Raw genomic sequence first — 16,984 nt, 5'->3', positions numbered from 1 at the left:
AGTCTTACGCGGGCTTTCGCCCACGTCGCACAAAGTGTTATGTTGTAACACTTAATGCGTTCCCCCACTCGCCGCGCCCTGCGGCGAGTACCGCCTCGAAGAAGCGATTTATCGTCCGATGAACAAGTACCTTGCGTCCGGCCTGTGCCTGCTCGCCCTGCAAAACACTGCCCAGGCCCTGACGCTTCCCGCCAGTGCCGTCTCCGCCCCCGCTGTCGACGACGAGCGCGTCGACCTGCAAACCCCGACCACGGCAGGTTCGCGCTTGAACCTCACAGCCTTGCAAACCCCTGGCAGCGTTGAAAGCCAGACCGGCAAGCAGATTCGCGCCCGGGGCGATGCCACGGTGCAGGACGCCATTTCCCGGGCCACCGGCATCAGCCGCACCGGCACGCCGGGCGACGGCGGCACCTCGTTGTCGGCACGCGGTTTCACTGGCCAGAGTTCGGTGCTGCAACTGTACGACGGCGCCCGCATGTTCGATGGCGCGGGCACCTCCACCTTCCCGGTGGACACCTGGTCCGTGGAGCGGGTGGACGTACTGCGCGGCCCGGCCTCGGTGATGTACGGCCAGGGCGCCACCGGCGCGGTGATCAACACCCTCCCGAAGAAACCCTTCGAAGGCGAGATCGAAAACCATATCCGCCTGGGCTACGGCTCCTATGACCGCCAGCAGCAAGCTCTCGACAGCGGCGGCTCGCTGACCGACACCCTGAGCTATCGCCTGAACATCAACCGCCTGCGCAGCAACGGCTTCATCGACCGTGGCGACTTCGGCAGCGACTTCGTCAGCGGCGCCCTGCGCTGGCAGCCGGCGGACAACCTGAGCTTCACCCTGGCCTCCGACTACGGCGACCAGACCCCGCAAAACGACTACGGCACACCGCTGATCAACGGCCAGTTGCACAAGGGCCTGCGGGACAAGAACTACAACGTCAGCAACGATATCCAGCACTACAACGACCAGTGGACACGCCTGACCAGCGAGTGGCAGATCAACGACAACGTTACCGCCACCAACGAACTGTCCTACCTGAAAAACCAGCGCCGCTGGCAGAACGCCGAGAGCTACAACTACGTCGACGGCGGGCTGGTGCGCCAGAGCTACCTGGGCATCAAGCACAACCAGGAACAGGTCGGCGACCGCCAGGCCTTTACCTTCAAACACACCCTGTTCGGCCTCGACAGCCAGACGGTGGCGGGGGTGGAGTACAACCGCATTCGCTTTCGCCTGGCCAGCAACTCGCCGTTCGATGACCTGACGAACGCCGGCCAACCGGTGGACATCCACCACCCGGTACCGCAACCGTTTGAAAGCGCCAGCCCCTTCGTCCCGCAGTCCGTCAGCACCACCAAACAGCTGGCTGCGTTCGCCGAAAACCGCCTGCAACTGACTGATCAACTGTCACTGATCACCGGCGCGCGCCGCGACTACGTGCACATCGACAGTGACTCCCTGGTGGATGGCAGCGACGCCAACAAGACCTTTACCGGCAACAACTGGAAAGCCGGCCTGGTCTACGCGATCACCCCGGACACCTCGGTATACGGCCAGTACGCCACCAGCACCGACGGCGTCGGCAGCCTGATTACCCTGAGCCCGAGCCAGCAGCAGTTCGGCCTGTCCACCGCCAGGCAAACCGAGATCGGCCTCAAGCAGGCGTTCTGGGACTCGCGGGGTGAATGGACGCTGGCGGCCTACCACATCGTCAAAAAGAAGCTGTTGGTGAGCATCCCAGGCACCACCCTCAAGGAACAAGTCGGCCAGCAATCCTCCAACGGCCTGGAGGCCAGCCTCGACCTGCAACTGCCGAACGCCTGGCAGTTGCAAGCCAACGCAGCCATCGTACGTGCGCAGTACGACGACTTCTCTGAAGTGGTCAACGGCCAGGCCGTGTCCCGCAACGGCAACCGCCCCACCGACGTACCGCGCCGCACCGCCAACCTGTGGCTGAGCAAGGCCATCACTGACGACGTTCGCGCCGGTGCCGGCGTGCGTTATGTAGACTCGCGTTTCGCCAACGCCGCCAACACCAGCGAAGTGCCGAGCTACACCGTGGTCGACGCCAGCGTGTCGTGGAAAGCCATGCGTAACACGACATTGGGCCTGCAATTGAATAACCTGTTTGACCGCACCTACGCCGTCAGCCAATACAATGACGGCCAGCAATGGATCCTGGGCGAGCCGCGCTCGTTCTTCGTGACGGCGGACTACACCTTCTAACTGAACGCAACACTGTCCAAATGTGGGAGCGGGCTTGCTCGCGAATGCGGTGTGTCAGGCACTGTATCTGTTACTGATCCACCGCTTTCGCGAGCAAGCCCGCTCCCACATTTGTCCTGTGCTGGACCTGAGAGTAAAGATGACCTCACTCAACCTCACCGACCTCGCCTGGGCCCCTCCCGGCCACGAGCACTGCCATCACCAGTTCCAACTGCGTGATGCCAGCCTGCGGGTGGGTGCCGGTGAGTTTGTCGGGCTGATCGGCCCCAACGGCAGCGGCAAGACCAGCCTGCTGCGCTGCGCCTACCGGTTCAGCAAACCGGCTGCGGGTGAGGTGCTGCTGGAACACCAGAACGTCTGGAAGCAATCCTCGAAATGGTGCGCACAACGTATCGCCGTGGTGCTCCAGGAGTTTCCCGATGCGTTCGGCCTGCGGGTGGATGAAGTGGTCGCCATGGGCCGCACACCTCACAAGGGCCTGTTCGACAGCGACACCCTTGAAGACCGCAACCTGATCCGCCAGGCCCTCGAATCCGTCGGCCTGCTGGGCTTTGAAGACCACGCCTTCGCCACCCTCTCGGGGGGTGAAAAGCAGCGGGTGATCCTGGCCCGCGCCCTGGCCCAGCAACCGCAACTGCTGATCCTCGACGAACCGACCAACCACCTCGACCCGCGCTACCAGCTGCAATTGCTGCAACGGGTCAAGCGCCTGAACATCGGCACCCTGGCCAGCATTCACGACCTGAACCTGGCCGCCGCGTTCTGCGATCGGCTGTACGTGATCAACCACGGGCGCATCGTCGCCAGCGGCACACCTCACGAGGTGCTGACCGTCGAATTACTGCGCGAAGTGTTCGGCGTTGAAGCATTGATCGACACTCACCCCTTGTCCGGCTACCCCCGAATTACCTGGATAACCCAACCATGATCCTGCGCTCCCTGCTGTCTCTCGCGTTGCTGCTCGGCACTGCTCAAGCGTTCGCCGAAGCGACCCATTACCCGCTGAAAATCAAGAGCTGCAACCGCGAAGTGACCTTCGCCGAGGCGCCAAAACACGCGGTCAGCCACGACATCAACATGACCCAGATGATGCTCGCCCTGGGCCTCAAGTCGCACATGGCCGGCTACAGCGGCGTGACCGGCTGGAAGTCCGTGACGCCGGAAATGGCGCAGATCCTCGACGGCCTGCCGGAACTGGCGAGCAAATACCCGTCGGTGGAAACCCTGCTCAATGCCAACGTCGACTTCTTCTTCGCCGGCTGGGACTACGGCATGCGCGTCGGTGGCGACCTCACCCCGCAAACCCTGCAACCGTTGGGCATCAACGTGTATGAGCTGACCGAGTCCTGCGCCTTCGTGATGAAGCGCCCGGCGGCCACCCTGGAAGACACCTATAACGACCTGCGCAACCTGGGCAAAATTTTCGATGTGCAGGACCGCGCGAATGCCTTGATCGCACAGATGCAGGCACAGGTGGCCGAAGTGCAGAAAAACCTGCCGGCCGACAAGCCCCGCGTGTTCCTTTACGACAGCGGCGAAGACCGCGCCATGACTTCCGGCCGCCTGGGCATGCCCCAAGCGCTGATCGATGCCGCCGGCGGGCGCAACATTCTGGATGACGTGGACGCCAGCTGGACCCGGGTCAACTGGGAAACCGTAGTGGAACGTAACCCGCAGGTCATCGTGATCGTCGACTACAGCGAAATCACCGCCGAGCAAAAAGAGCAGTTCCTGCTGAACAACCCGGCGCTGCAATCGGTGGACGCGATCAAGAACCAGCGTTTTATCGTCATCCCCTACGTGCAAGCCACGCCGGGCATCGACAACGTGCTGGCGGTTGAAACCCTGGCCAAGGGGTTTCACGGCGAATGATCACCCGTCGCTATGCCCTGCTGCTGAGCGCCCTTGGCGCGTTGTTGCTGATCTCGTGCGTGGTCTCGCTGGGGTTCGGCTCGGCGCGGGTACCGGTGGACGTGGTGTGGCGGATCCTGCTGCATAAAGCCTTCGGCGTTGGCGAGGTGGACTGGAGCGCGGGGCAGGAACATATCGTGTGGCTGATCCGCGTGCCGCGCATGTTGCTCGGTGCGCTGGTGGGCGCCGGGCTGGCGTTGATCGGTGCGGTGTTGCAGGCGGTGACACGCAACCCGCTGGCGGATCCGCACTTGCTGGGCGTGACCTCCGGCGCCACCCTCGGCGCGGTGATCGTAGTGCTGCATGTGGGTGAAGTGATCGGCTTGCTGACCCTGCCCATCGCGGCGTTCATCGGCGCGTTGCTGAGCATGATCGTGGTATTGGCGGTGGCCAGTCGCAACGGTCGGCTGGAGAGTGACCGCCTGCTGTTGTGCGGTGTGGCAGTGTCGTTCGTGATGATGGCGGTGGCGAATTTGCTGCTGTTCATGGGCGACCACCGCGCGGCCTCGGCGGTAATGTTCTGGATGCTCGGCGGCCTCGGGTTGGCGCGCTGGGAACTGCTGGCAATTCCCTTCGCCACCGTGTTGCTGGGGCTGGTGTTGCTGCTGGGGATGGCTCGCCCGTTGAATGCGCTGATGGCCGGCGAACAGACTGCCGTAACCCTGGGCCTGAACGCGCGCAATGTGCGGCTCAAAGTGTTTTTGATCGCCTCGCTGATGACCGGCGTGCTGGTGTCCATCAGCGGCTCCATCGGCTTTGTCGGGCTGATGGTGCCGCACATTGCCCGGCGTCTTGTGGGTGCCGAACACCGGCGTTTGCTGCCGGTGTGCGTGCTGTTGGGCAGTGTGTTCCTGGTGTGGGTCGATGTGGCGGCCCGCACAATGATCGCCCCGGAAGACTTGCCCATTGGCGTGGCCACGGCGGCCATTGGCGGGCTGTTTTTTATCGGGCTGATGCGGCGGCGTTAAACACCCTGGTCGGCCTGCTTGAAAGCATGCAACAAGCGTCGCGCCACCTGGCTGCGGGGTTGCCAGAAGCGGTCGGTTTCCAGGATGGTCAGCTTGCCCGAGGTCGCCAACCGGCGGATCACCTCGCTGGGCTTGACCTTCACCACACCCGTGTCTTCATCGATCCAGTCATCCCGCAGCAACTGACTTTCGTCCACGTGATAGCTGGGTTCATAGACAATCAACGCGCCGTGCACCGGAGTGAAGTAGTAACGCGCCCCCGCGATCTTGTCCTGGCGCAGCATCTCGATGAACCCGCGAATTTCCTTCTGGGCAATGAAGTTGTGGGCCAGGCCTTCTTCGTAGCGATCCGCCAGATGCTGGCGCTCGGTGTCGAGTTTGAACAACTGCTGGACGCCCATCACCTTGTAGCCCGCCGGGTAGCGGGTCGATGTGCTGGGGTAGCCGAGGTTCATGATGCCTTCGAACAATGCCTTGTAGGCCGGTGTATCCGGCCGCAGCCCCACGGCCACCGACGGCCCCGGGTCTGCCACCGGTTGCACGGCAATGAAGGTGTCGCTGTCGCCATTGCCCAGCAGCGCTCCCAGCCGCGCCTGGTGCGCCAGCGGCACAACCTGTTGCCACACCAGGCGCGCCGCATCGTCCGGGTGGGCGCACAACGGGCCCAGGGCCAGGCGGGTATCGCGCACTGCCAGTGTCGTGGCCAGGCGCTTTATCCGGGGCAACAAGGCGTCCCAGAACGGGCTGCTGTCGAGTACCCGCAGCTCACCGGACTCCACCAGTTTCAGCACATGACTGTCGATGCTGCCACGACTGTTGAGGTGTTTCAGATACGCCGCCTGCCGGCGGCTGGAATCCCAGTCCGGGTCGATCCTCACCGCCTGGTACCGAAACAGCGAGCCATCGGGGCACGACACATACAACGCCAGGAAACGCTCGCTCTGTGCCACCCGCAAAAAGCTCAGCGCCGCCAGCACCACGGCCGGAGCCATCAGTTGCGCGTAGCCTTCGGCCTGGGGCAACTCAGGCGCAGCGCGCTGCGGGAGCCTCAGATACAGGCCTTGCAGGCTGTACCCGATTGGCAACTGGCCGCGCAGGAACGCCCGGTCGAGGGCAAAGCCCAGGTCATCCCCCTTGACCGGCGCACAGGCGACAAAATGCCCATTGTCGGAGGACTTGAGAATCACGCCAAAGCTCAAATCGGCGCGCCCCTGGGCGTATTGATGACCATGGCGTGCCGCGTCGTCAGCATGCTTGAACACCGGGCCCAACTGCCGATCCGCCACCGCATGGACCGCCGCCTGCGGCGCAACGTAGGCCAGGCCGGGCATCCAGCCCGGAAGCACACGCTGGACAGTGCCCCACAACGGGCCGCCCTCCAGTACCTGCAAAGTCCCCACCCGCGCCAGCTGATTCACCAGCTCGGAGGGGGTCTTGCGGCCGCTGCGCATCTGCTGCTCGACGGCATTGCTGTAAGGGTCGTGCAGCGCCAGGCTGTTGGGGGCCAGGGAGGTTTCCAGGTGGCTGAGCAACTGCGTCGCTTCGTTACGCTGGGCCGAATCCAGCAAGCTGCGCTCGGCGTCCTGGGTACTGAAACCGATGAGTGAGCCGTCGGGCGTCAGCAGGTATTCGTGGGTCCACAGATGGCCCGACTTCAGGGCGGTCTCCAGGACTTTGGTCGAGAACAGGTTTTGATACACCGCGTTTTCTTCGGAAGGTAACCAGAACCCCAGCACCCGGGCGGGACGTGACCGGTAGCGCGCAACCATTTTCCAGCCGGGGGCCAGCAGCGCCTGGCTGACGTCCAGGCCCGGCAGGATGACGTTCGGGTCGAAGTCTTCACTCAACACCGGCACCGCCAGGGTCGCGACAAACTTGCCGTTGCGCTGCAACACCAGCCCGCCTTGCAGCGTGTCGCGCTGTGTGCCCAACTGTTGGTTGGCGTAACGCACCGCATCGGCCTGGTTACTGAACAGCGGGCTCAATGGGCGACGCATAAAGTTGGCGAAGGCAGTCCATGGGGCCTGGCTGACATCCAGCTTACCCGCCAACGCCCAGCATTCGCTCTGCACCAAAACGCTCAACCAGCTCAACTTCGCCACTTCGTTGACAAACCCGACTGCCGAGAGCTGCCCGCTGGCCATCAAGGTCTGCACGTCTTCAAAGACCCCCGACGGCTGACGCACCGGGTTGAACAGCGTCGATGCCACCGGCGTTTGTACCAGCAGCAACGCCTGGTCCAGTGTCGAGATAAACACCGGCAAGCCCGTCAGTGCGCCTGTCTCCCGTTGGCGCTTGGCCTCGACGGTGGCACTGGCCAGATCCGCCGCCGAAATAAAATGCTGTGCCAGCCAGTGTTCGGCGGTGGTCAGCCCCTGTGGCATCCAGTTGCGCCGGTAAACCAAGGCATGCAGTTGATAACCCGTCGGGTAAATGAATTCGCCGTCGTCATCCACGGCAAACACGGCGCTCAAGGCGAACAGCCCGGCCTTATCCCAGGCGGGTACAAGCTCGGAGCAGATAAAAGCGTCCTGATCGCGATGCTTGAGCATGAAACCGAAACCGGTTTGCGTCGGTGCTTCATGGTCCAGGCGCGTGTGCAGTGCCCGAGCCGCGTCGGCGGCACTGGCGCAGACCGGGCCATAGGCAACCTGCTCCGGGCGTTCGCGCCGGGGTATCGGCAGGCGCGGCCGCCAGTGTTCGGCGATCAGCCCCGGCGCGCCCCACAACGGGTTGGCCAGCACCACCCGCACACTGCCGGCCGCCGCCACCTGGCTGATCCACTCCCGCGCCGTCAGTGTGCCGCTGGCCAGGTTAAGGGCCGTTGGGCTGCGTTGGGGCAAGGGGTCGAGCGCCTTGAACAGGCTCGCCTGGGCGGGAGAGTCGACCAAGTCATACGCCAGCAAACAATCTTCGGCGCCCGACAGGTAGGCCACGGACACCTGCTGGCGATTGCGGATCAGCGTGTGCACGTCCAGGGCGCTGAACATCTGCGCCTCCAGACAGGCATCGTCCCGCGACCAGCCCGGGCGCTGCAGGCGCTCGGGTTCCAGCAACGAAACCCCTCGGCTGGAACCATACACGGCCTTCAGCACGTGACGGGGCGGGAGCAGTGAACGGCCCTTGACGTCCTGGGGGTAGACAACGCCCAGGGCAAAGCGCCCGGCGTCACTGGCCGGCAATGGCTCGGTGGCCACATAAAGGCCGTCCGGACGCTGCAGGATATAGCCGCAGTATTCGCCCTCACGCCAGCTACCGATTTGTCCGTGGGCGTAGCGTGCCGCGTCTTCTACCTGGAGAAACCCGCGGCTCAGTTGCGGGCGGGGTGCCAGGGCGTAAGGTCGCCAGGTGTCGGCGACCAGCCCCGCCACATCCCACAACGTGCCCGGTTGCAACACCGACAGCGCCCCGGCGGCGGCGACCTTTTGGATCATCTCGTGGGGCGTCACGGTGGCGGCCCGCAGTTCATCCCCCAGCCCGTTGTCCGTTACCCGGCCATCGGGCAGCACCTGGTAGAGCTGGCTTTCCTCGGCCGAGCCGGAAGCGTCATAGGCCAGCTGAGCGCCGTCCGCCGTGCTGAGGTAGAAGGCCAGATTGCTCTCGGGGTGGATGCGCAGCGCGGCAATCCCCTGGGCAAAATCCGTGGTGTCGATAAACGCCTCGTACAGCCAGGGTTCGGCGGCGATGCCGATGGCGTCGGGTTCGCTGCGGCAGTACCAGCCACGCAGGGCGAAGCGTGGCGGCAGGCCGGCATTGCCAAAAACATTCGCCAACACGAAAAGGGCTTCGCCGGCGGGTATCGGTGGGCAAGGCTCGCTGACCACATACTGCTCTGCACTCGAGTGTTTGAGGATACAGCCGACTCGCCGGCCACCCTCCGCTGCCTGCATACGGTCATGGGCATAACGGGCGGCGGTTGCCAGGTCAGTGAAAACCCAGCTCAGGGGCGTATCAATGGGGGCTGCGGCGGCGAAAGGGGTTTCGGGTTCCCAGGTGGCCGGGACTCGGCCCTGGACGTTGAACCAGGTCTCATCCGCCAGCAGCACCGTCAACTCACCGAGTTTTACCAGCTCTTTAATCAGCCCTTCACGAGTGCCGTCAAAACCTTGTACGCGGGCCACACCTTGGCCATCGCGCTCAACTCGCGCCAGGTACTCGCCGAATTCACGCTCGGCCCGAGAGCCGCTGACGGCGTATTTGATTAACGTACCGTTCGTTCCGCTGGTGTAAAGCACCTTGATCTGATCGGAAAAAACCAGCGTCATGTTGATCGCTTGAGTCGACGGTGTACTGATCAGGAACGCCAGCTGTCGCGAGGTTTTTTGAGGATAGTTGGCACGCACCTCGGCCAGGTCGTAGACAGGTCGATTGAACTCGCCAACCATTTGGTGCCCTTCAAGCTCGACCCGTGTCAGAGCGTTGTCGGTGGGCAACGCCCCGCCCCACAACGACAGCCACCTGTCAGGGTCTGACAGCCTGGAGGCCACAAACAGCCCATCGCTGCGTTTGAAGATGTAAGCCTGGAGAAATGAGCCGTGGGGTGAACCCACCTTGTAATGCAGGTAGCGTGCGACATCATCGGCAGTGACGAAGGCAGGGCTCAGCGACGCATGGACTTTCGCGAAGGCCCGCCATTGCGGTCCTACCACCCCGGCCTTGTCCCATATCCGTCCGGCCTCAACCACCGTCAGCGTGCCCACGGCGGCCACTTGCCGGACAAACTCGGAAGGGCTCAAGGTAGCGTCCTTCAGGCGCCTGTCGAGATCCGCACCGCGATTGGCGAACAGCTGGGACTGCGCCTGCGAGCCTGTGCAGTGGTACATCAGCAGCGCGCCGTCGTTGGCGCGCAAGTAAAAGTGCAAGCCCAGGTCGTCTGTCCCCGCCATCATCGCCACGGCAGCCAACGCAGAAGCCGGGAAGAAATTTTCTATCAGCCACGACTCCTTCGCCACGGTGGGTTTCGCCTGCGGCGATAGGGAGCAGTAAATACCTAAGGTCAAAAAGTCACTGTCCGCTTTGTGCACTTTTGGCAGTGACAACTTGCCACTGGTCAGCGCAAACGCCGCCTTGAGTTCATCCGACGGAAATTCGGCCACGTACTGGTTCGACGCGCTTTTGTACAGGTAGCCAAAGTGACTCTCCTGCCGTGCGAAACCCAGCGGCGGCAAGACCGCTCGCACCGCGTCTTGCCAACGTCGGCTGACTGGGCTGGCGAGGGGCGCCAGTGCCTCCTGCCCGATTTGCGACAGGGTTTGATTGAGGGTCCAGGGCGGCAGCAATTGGCCTGGCTTTCCACCGAGCTCGGCGTTGGCAACGATGATGCGCAGGTAACCGGCCCTGGCCGTCTCATTGATAAAGGCGATGTAGTCGTCGAAATCGGCCGCAGGCTTGGCCGCCATCAACTTGTTCAAGAAGCTGGCCTCAGTCGCAGAGCCGCTGCTTTCATACTGGATGAGCGAACCATAGAACCCGGACAAGTAGTAACGGGTGCACAGCATGCGCACCTGGATGATGATGCGCAGGATATTGATGGGGAAAAAGCTGCGATCCAGGCGGCGCTGCGCGTCTGTCCAGTGCTGTATCTGCGCGGAGCGACGGGTGCCATCCTCGCCGCGCGAACTGTACAGGGCGTGAACGCTGTGACCCTCGTACGCCAGGAAATTCCTGTTGGCATCGACCTTGAGCAGGTCGCTCTGGAAATCGAATGCAGCGGCCGTGCCGGCCACCGGCACGCTTGGCAGGTACATCCCGTCATCACGCTTGAAAACCAGCCCGCCAAATACCGTCTCGCGCCGGTTGCCGATCTGTTGATGCGCCCAATGGGCGGCATCGTGGTCGGTGACGAATGCCGGCCCCAGATGGGGAACCGGCCTGCGCGTGCTCGCCGCTTGATCGTCTTGAATGTGAGTACTGTCCATGTTCATCGTCACTTGAGTGAAGTTAAGAAAACTGGCGCTGCCCCTGGGTTGCCGGGGGCACCAGGCAGGCTTCACTTTCAAGGGTTTGGCTGGACGCAGGCATTAGATAGTTAAGGCTCGGGGCGCCAGGCACCATCAGGGTGCACCCTCGCGCACACGCCACCGCGATTGGCGCCGCATTGGTGCATCGCCCACCCCCACAGCCCGGTCACGGCTCGCGCGCACCACGATTGCGCGCCCCGGCACAGCCTTTGCAATCACTCCCTCATCACATCATTGAGTCATGGAGATTGCACAATGAAGCGTCGCAGCTTGATCAAGGCTTTCACACTGTCGGCATCCATCGCCGCGATGGGCATGACCTGGACGGTACAGGCCGCCGAGACCATCAAGGTCGGCATCCTGCACTCGCTGTCCGGGACCATGGCGATCTCCGAGACCTCGCTCAAAGACATGGCGCTGATGACCATCGACGAGATCAACGCCAAGGGCGGCGTGAACGGCAAGATGCTCGAACCGGTAGTGGTGGACCCGGCTTCCAACTGGCCGCTGTTCGCTGAAAAAGGCCGCCAGTTGCTGACCCAGGACAAGGTCGCCGTGGTGTTCGGTTGCTGGACCTCGGTGTCGCGCAAATCGGTATTGCCGGTGTTCGAAGAACTCAACGGCCTGCTGTTCTACCCGGTGCAATACGAAGGCGAAGAGATGTCGCCGAACGTGTTCTATACCGGTGCGGCGCCGAACCAGCAGGCGATCCCGGCGGTGGAATACCTGATGAGCGAAGAAGGCGGCGGCGCCAAGCGTTTCTTCCTGCTGGGCACCGACTACGTGTACCCGCGCACCACCAACAAGATCCTGCGTTCGTTCCTGCACTCCAAAGGCGTAGCGGATAAAGACATCGAAGAGGTCTACACCCCATTCGGCCACAGCGATTACCAGACCATCGTGGCCAACATCAAAAAGTTCTCGGCGGGCGGCAAGACTGCGGTGATCTCCACCGTGAACGGCGACTCCAACGTGCCGTTCTACAAAGAGTTGGCGAACCAGGGCCTGAAGGCCACCGACGTGCCGGTCGTCGCCTTCTCCGTGGGTGAAGAAGAACTGCGCGGCATCGACACCAAGCCGCTGGTGGGCAACCTCGCCGCCTGGAACTACTTCCAGTCGGTGGAGAACCCGGTGAACAAGAAATTCGTCGCCGACTGGAAAGCCTACGCCAAGGCCCACAACCTGCCGGGAGCGGACAAAGCCGTGACCAACGACCCGATGGAAGCCACTTACGTGGGCATCCATATGTGGGCGCAGGCGGTGGAGAAAGCCAAGTCCACCGACGTCGACAAAGTGCGTGAAGCCATGGCCGGGCAGACCTTTGCCGCGCCGTCCGGTTTCACCCTGACCATGGACAAGACCAACCACCACCTGCACAAGCCGGTGATGATCGGTGAGATCCAGTCTGACGGGCAGTTCTCGGTGGTGTGGCAGACCCAGGAGCCGATTCGGGCGCAGCCATGGAGCCCGTACATTCCGGGGAATGACAAGAAGCCGGATTACGCCGTCAAGAGCAACTAAGACCGCCGCACTGATCGTTCCCACGCTCCGCGTGGGAATGCATCCCGTGACGCTCTGCGTCACACAGCGGACGCAGAGCGTCCAAGGCGGCATTCCCACGCAGAGCGTGGGAACGATCTATAGGAAACTGCCATGCCCACTGCCCTATACCGCTTCATCCTCGCCGCCCTGCTGTTGCTGCCCCTCGCCGCACACGCCAGCGACGCCGAAGACTTCATCAACGCCAACCCGATGCAACAAGCCAAGCTGCTCCAGGACTGGGCCGCCCAGCCCGACCCGGCGCGCATTGAGCTGGTGAATGCCCTGCAACAAGGCCAGGTCAGCGTCAACGGTGAAACCAAAACCGTACGCCTGAACAACCGCCTGCGCGGCCTGATCGACAACGTGCAAGCCAGCCAGGAATTGCTCGCTGCCGACCCCAAGGTGCGCCTTGCCGCCGCGCAAACCCTGCAAAAAAGCGCACAACCTGCACAGCTGAAATTCCTCGACCAGCAGCTCGCCGGCGAAACCAATGATGACGTACACGTCGCCCTCAGCCTCGCCCTGGCCAACCTGCAACTGGTAGACCCCGACCCGGCCGTGCGCCTGGCGGCCGTGCGTTTGCTCGGCGGCACCGGCGACCCGCTGGCCCGCACTCGCCTGGAAGCCTTGCTCGCTCCCGGCGTCGAAGCCGACGCCACGGTGCACACCGCCGCCGAAACCAGCCTGGCCCAGGTCAAACGCAAACTGATGGTGGGCGAGATTCTCGGCCAGGCCTTCAGCGGCATGTCCCTGGGTTCGATCCTGCTGCTGGCAGCGCTCGGCCTGGCGATCACCTTCGGCTTGCTCGGGGTGATCAATATGGCTCACGGCGAGATGCTGATGCTCGGCGCCTACTCCACCTATGTGGTGCAGTTGCTGATGCAGCGCTACGTGCCCCAGGCCATCGAGTTCTACCCGCTGATCGCGCTGCCGGTGGCGTTTTTTGTCACCGCCGCCATCGGCATGGCCCTGGAACGCACGGTGATTCGTCACCTCTACGGCCGCCCGCTGGAAACCCTGCTCGCCACCTGGGGCATCAGCCTGATGCTGATCCAACTGGTGCGCCTTGTGTTTGGTGCGCAGAACGTTGAAGTGGCCAACCCCGAGTGGCTGTCCGGCGGGATCCAGGTGCTGCCCAACCTGGTGCTGCCGTACAACCGCATCGTGATCATCGCCTTCGCGCTGTTCGTGGTGGTGCTGACCTGGCTGCTGCTGAACAAGACGCGCCTGGGCCTCAACGTGCGGGCCGTGACCCAGAACCGCAACATGGCCGCCTGCTGCGGCGTGCCCACCGGGCGCGTGGACATGCTCGCCTTCGGCCTCGGCTCCGGCATTGCAGGTCTCGGTGGCGTGGCCCTGAGCCAGATCGGCAACGTCGGCCCGGACCTCGGCCAGAGCTACATCATCGACTCGTTCCTGGTGGTGGTGCTCGGCGGCGTCGGCCAGTTGGCCGGCAGCGTCATGGCCGCCTTCGGCCTGGGGATAGCCAACAAGATTCTCGAACCCCAGATCGGTGCCGTACTCGGCAAGATCCTGATCCTCGCGCTGATCATTCTGTTCATCCAGAAACGCCCGCAAGGACTCTTCGCACTGAAAGGACGGGTGATCGACTGATGAACCAGCCATTGATGCTCACGGCCGCGCAAAAGGCCGGCCCCAAGGTGACCGTCGCGGTCGGTGCAGTGGTACTGATCCTGCTGCTGGCGCTGCCGTTGTTCTCGCTGTTGTCACCGGAAAACCCGCTGCACGTTTCCGCCTATACGTTGACGTTGGTGGGCAAGATTCTGTGCTACGCCATTGTCGCCCTGGCCCTGGATTTGGTGTGGGGTTATGCCGGGATGTTGTCCCTCGGCCACGGCCTGTTTTTTGCGCTGGGCGGTTATGCCATGGGCATGTACCTGATGCGCCAGGCGTCCGGCGATGAGCTGCCGGCGTTCATGACCTTCTTATCGTGGACCGAATTGCCGTGGTACTGGACCGGCACCAACCACTTCCTCTGGGCCATGTGCCTGGTGGTGTTGGCGCCGGGTTTGCTGGCACTGGTGTTCGGGTTCTTCGCCTTCCGCTCGCGGATCAAGGGCGTGTATTTCTCGATCATGACCCAGGCCCTGACCTTCGCCGGGATGCTGCTGTTCTTCCGCAACGAGACCGGGTTTGGCGGCAATAACGGCTTTACCAATTTCCGCAGCATCCTCGGGTTTGGCATCACCGAACCGGGCACGCGGGCGGTGCTGTTTGTGGCCACCGTGGCGTTGCTGGTGGCGAGCCTGTACATCGGCTGGCGCCTGGCCCAGAGCAAGTTCGGTCGGGTGCTGACGGCACTGCGGGATGCGGAAAATCGCCTGATGTTCTGCGGCTACGACCCACGTGGCTTCAAGCTGTTCGTGTGGGTGTTGAGCGCGGTGCTGTGTGGTTTGGCCGGTGCGTTGTATGTGCCGCAAGTGGGCATCATCAACCCCAGCGAAATGTCGCCGACCAACTCCATCGAGGCCGCTGTGTGGGTGGCCCTCGGCGGGCGTGGAACCTTGATCGGCCCGTTGCTGGGCGCCGGTGTGGTCAACGGCATGAAGAGCTGGTTCACCGTGGCGTTTCCTGAGTATTGGCTGTTCTTCCTCGGTGCGCTGTTCATTATCGTCACCCTGTATTTGCCCAAGGGTGTGATTGGCCTGCTGAAGAAAAGGGGCGACCAATGAGAATTACAGCGACGGCGGAATTCATGCTCGAGCCCATTCTAGAACCGAACAAAGACCAGGGCAGCGCCCGCGATGCCATCGGCCTCGGCCAGGCTGCGGGTAAAGGGCTGAACACCCGCCACGGCACAATCCTGACCCTGGAAGACATCAGCGTCAGCTTCGACGGCTTCAAGGCGTTGAACGACTTGAACCTGTACATCGGCGTCGGCGAATTGCGCTGCATCATCGGCCCGAACGGCGCGGGCAAGACCACGCTGATGGACGTGATCACCGGCAAGACCCGGCCCAGTCACGGCAAGGCCTGGTTCGGCGAAACCCTCGACCTGACCAGCATGAGCGAAGTGCAGATCGCCCAGGCCGGCATCGGTCGCAAGTTCCAGAAGCCCACGGTATTCGAAGCCCTGAGTGTGTTCGAAAACCTCGAGCTGGCGCAGAAGACCGACAAGTCGGTGTGGGCCAGTTTGAGGGCGCGCTTGAGTGGCGAGCAGAAAGACCGCATCAGCGAAGTCCTCGACACCATCCGCCTGACCACCTCGGTCAACCGCCCCGCCGGCTTGCTGTCCCACGGCCAGAAGCAGTTCCTGGAAATCGGCATGCTGCTGATGCAGGACCCGCAACTGTTGCTGCTGGACGAACCGGTGGCGGGCATGACCGACGCCGAAACCGAGTTCACCGCCGAACTGTTCAAGCGCCTGGCGGGCAAGCATTCGCTGATGGTGGTGGAACACGACATGGGCTTTGTCGGCTCGATTGCCGACCACGTGACGGTGTTGCACCAGGGCAGCGTGCTGGCCGAAGGGTCCCTGGAACAGGTGCAGGAAAATGAGCGGGTGATCGAGGTTTACCTCGGTCGCTGAACCTGATCGTTCCCACGCTCCGCGTGGGAATGCATCCGCTGACGCTCTGCGTCACACGGCGGACGCGGAGCGTCCATTGCGGCATTCCCACGCAGAGCGTGGGAACGATCATTGAGGAGAATTTGAACATGCTGCAAGTCGACAAGCTGCACCAGTACTACGGCGGTAGTCACATCCTGCGCGGGCTTTCCTTTGAGGTAAAAGTCGGCGAAGTCACCTGCCTGCTGGGCCGCAATGGCGTGGGCAAGACCACCTTGCTCAAGTGCCTGATGGGTTTGCTGCCGGCCAAGGAAGGTGCGGTGAACTGGGAAGGCAAGGCCATTACCGGCTTCAAGCCGCACCAGCGGGTACACGCAGGTATCGCTTACGTGCCCCAGGGCCGGGAGATTTTTGGCCGCCTGACAGTGGAAGAAAACCTGCTGATGGGCCTGTCACGCTTCCCAGGCTCCGAAGCCAAGGAAGTGCCCGCCTTCATCTACGAGCTGTTCCCAGTGCTGCTGCAAATGAAGCAACGCCGGGGCGGTGACCTGTCCGGTGGCCAGCAACAGCAGCTGGCTATCGGCCGGGCCCTGGCCAGCCGCCCACGCCTGTTGATCCTCGACGAACCCACCGAAGGCATCCAGCCGTCGGTGATCAAGGAGATCGGCGCGGTGATCAAGAAACTCGCGGCACGCGGCGACATGGCGATTCTGCTGGTGGAACAGTTCTATGATTTTGCCGCTGAACTGGCCGACCAGTACCTGGTGATGTCCCGGGGCGAAATCGTCCAGCAGGGGCGTGGAGAAAATATGGAAAGCGAGGGTGTGCGCGGACTCGTTACGATCTAATC

Annotated in this window: 10 protein-coding genes; 9 read left to right on the top strand and 1 reads right to left on the bottom strand. The window is 62.9% G+C overall.

Features of this window, described 5'->3' with window-relative positions; genetic code table 11:
* Positions 1–118: 118 nt before the first annotated feature.
* The 4 genes from ACUN0G_RS02085 to ACUN0G_RS02070 all read left to right on the top strand — a co-directional run bounded on the left by ACUN0G_RS02085 (position 119) and on the right by ACUN0G_RS02070 (position 5,103).
* A complete protein-coding gene (locus tag ACUN0G_RS02085; protein WP_445572584.1) occupies positions 119–2,224 on the top strand; it encodes a TonB-dependent receptor in 2,106 nt (701 codons plus the stop codon).
* A gap of 139 nt (positions 2,225–2,363) precedes the next feature.
* The gene (locus ACUN0G_RS02080; protein ID WP_445572583.1) at positions 2,364–3,152 is read left to right on the top strand and encodes an ABC transporter ATP-binding protein; all 789 of its coding nucleotides are present in this window, start codon (positions 2,364–2,366) and stop codon (positions 3,150–3,152) included.
* On the top strand, positions 3,149–4,096 hold the full coding sequence (locus ACUN0G_RS02075) for an ABC transporter substrate-binding protein (protein WP_445572582.1): 948 nt from the start codon (positions 3,149–3,151) through the stop codon (positions 4,094–4,096). The genes ACUN0G_RS02080 and ACUN0G_RS02075 overlap by 4 nt, the downstream gene beginning before the upstream one ends.
* Entirely contained in the window at positions 4,093–5,103 is a 1,011-nt protein-coding gene (locus ACUN0G_RS02070; RefSeq protein WP_003217368.1) for a FecCD family ABC transporter permease, read from the top strand. Before ACUN0G_RS02075 ends, ACUN0G_RS02070 begins: the two co-directional genes overlap by 4 nt.
* On the opposite strand, the gene ACUN0G_RS02065 is transcribed toward ACUN0G_RS02070, so the two are convergent.
* Positions 5,100–11,021, bottom strand: coding sequence for a hypothetical protein (locus tag ACUN0G_RS02065; RefSeq protein ID WP_445572581.1), 5,922 nt, complete (start codon positions 11,019–11,021; stop codon positions 5,100–5,102). The two genes, ACUN0G_RS02070 and ACUN0G_RS02065, sit on opposite strands and share 4 nt — an antisense overlap.
* Positions 11,022–11,318: 297 nt before the next feature.
* On the opposite strand from ACUN0G_RS02065, the gene urtA reads away from it, so the two are divergent.
* The 5 genes from urtA (at position 11,319) to urtE (ending at position 16,982) form a co-directional block, all read left to right on the top strand.
* On the top strand, positions 11,319–12,584 hold the full coding sequence (gene urtA, locus ACUN0G_RS02060; RefSeq protein WP_003217372.1) for an urea ABC transporter substrate-binding protein: 1,266 nt from the start codon (positions 11,319–11,321) through the stop codon (positions 12,582–12,584).
* 132 nt (positions 12,585–12,716) lie between these two features.
* Positions 12,717–14,219: an urea ABC transporter permease subunit UrtB gene (gene urtB, locus ACUN0G_RS02055; protein WP_258343472.1), complete on the top strand. Its 1,503-nt coding sequence runs from the start codon at positions 12,717–12,719 to the stop codon at positions 14,217–14,219.
* Positions 14,219–15,298, top strand: a complete 1,080-nt coding sequence (gene urtC, locus ACUN0G_RS02050; protein ID WP_445572580.1) for an urea ABC transporter permease subunit UrtC — start codon at positions 14,219–14,221, stop codon at positions 15,296–15,298. Before urtB ends, urtC begins: the two co-directional genes overlap by 1 nt.
* Positions 15,295–16,155: an urea ABC transporter ATP-binding protein UrtD gene (gene urtD, locus ACUN0G_RS02045; RefSeq protein WP_008439058.1), complete on the top strand. Its 861-nt coding sequence runs from the start codon at positions 15,295–15,297 to the stop codon at positions 16,153–16,155. The genes urtC and urtD overlap by 4 nt, the downstream gene beginning before the upstream one ends.
* Before the next feature lie 128 nt (positions 16,156–16,283).
* Positions 16,284–16,982 carry an urea ABC transporter ATP-binding subunit UrtE gene (gene urtE / locus ACUN0G_RS02040; protein ID WP_017478391.1) on the top strand — a complete coding sequence of 233 codons (699 nt, stop codon included), beginning with the start codon at positions 16,284–16,286 and terminating at the stop codon, positions 16,980–16,982.
* Positions 16,983–16,984 lie beyond the last annotated feature (2 nt).

Source organism: Pseudomonas sp. 32A (genome assembly GCF_052682255.1).
Note: the sequence above shows the minus strand (reverse complement) of the source record. Positions and strands in the feature narration are given on the sequence as shown.

Coding starts and splice junctions, on each gene's coding strand:
- ACUN0G_RS02085 (WP_445572584.1), top strand. CDS start 119: ATGAACAAGTACCTTGCGTCCGGCCTGTGCCTGCTCGCCCTGCAAAAC.
- ACUN0G_RS02080 (WP_445572583.1), top strand. CDS start 2,364: ATGACCTCACTCAACCTCACCGACCTCGCCTGGGCCCCTCCCGGCCAC.
- ACUN0G_RS02075 (WP_445572582.1), top strand. CDS start 3,149: ATGATCCTGCGCTCCCTGCTGTCTCTCGCGTTGCTGCTCGGCACTGCT.
- ACUN0G_RS02070 (WP_003217368.1), top strand. CDS start 4,093: ATGATCACCCGTCGCTATGCCCTGCTGCTGAGCGCCCTTGGCGCGTTG.
- ACUN0G_RS02065 (WP_445572581.1), bottom strand. CDS start 11,021: ATGGACAGTACTCACATTCAAGACGATCAAGCGGCGAGCACGCGCAGG.
- urtA (WP_003217372.1), top strand. CDS start 11,319: ATGAAGCGTCGCAGCTTGATCAAGGCTTTCACACTGTCGGCATCCATC.
- urtB (WP_258343472.1), top strand. CDS start 12,717: ATGCCCACTGCCCTATACCGCTTCATCCTCGCCGCCCTGCTGTTGCTG.
- urtC (WP_445572580.1), top strand. CDS start 14,219: ATGAACCAGCCATTGATGCTCACGGCCGCGCAAAAGGCCGGCCCCAAG.
- urtD (WP_008439058.1), top strand. CDS start 15,295: ATGAGAATTACAGCGACGGCGGAATTCATGCTCGAGCCCATTCTAGAA.
- urtE (WP_017478391.1), top strand. CDS start 16,284: ATGCTGCAAGTCGACAAGCTGCACCAGTACTACGGCGGTAGTCACATC.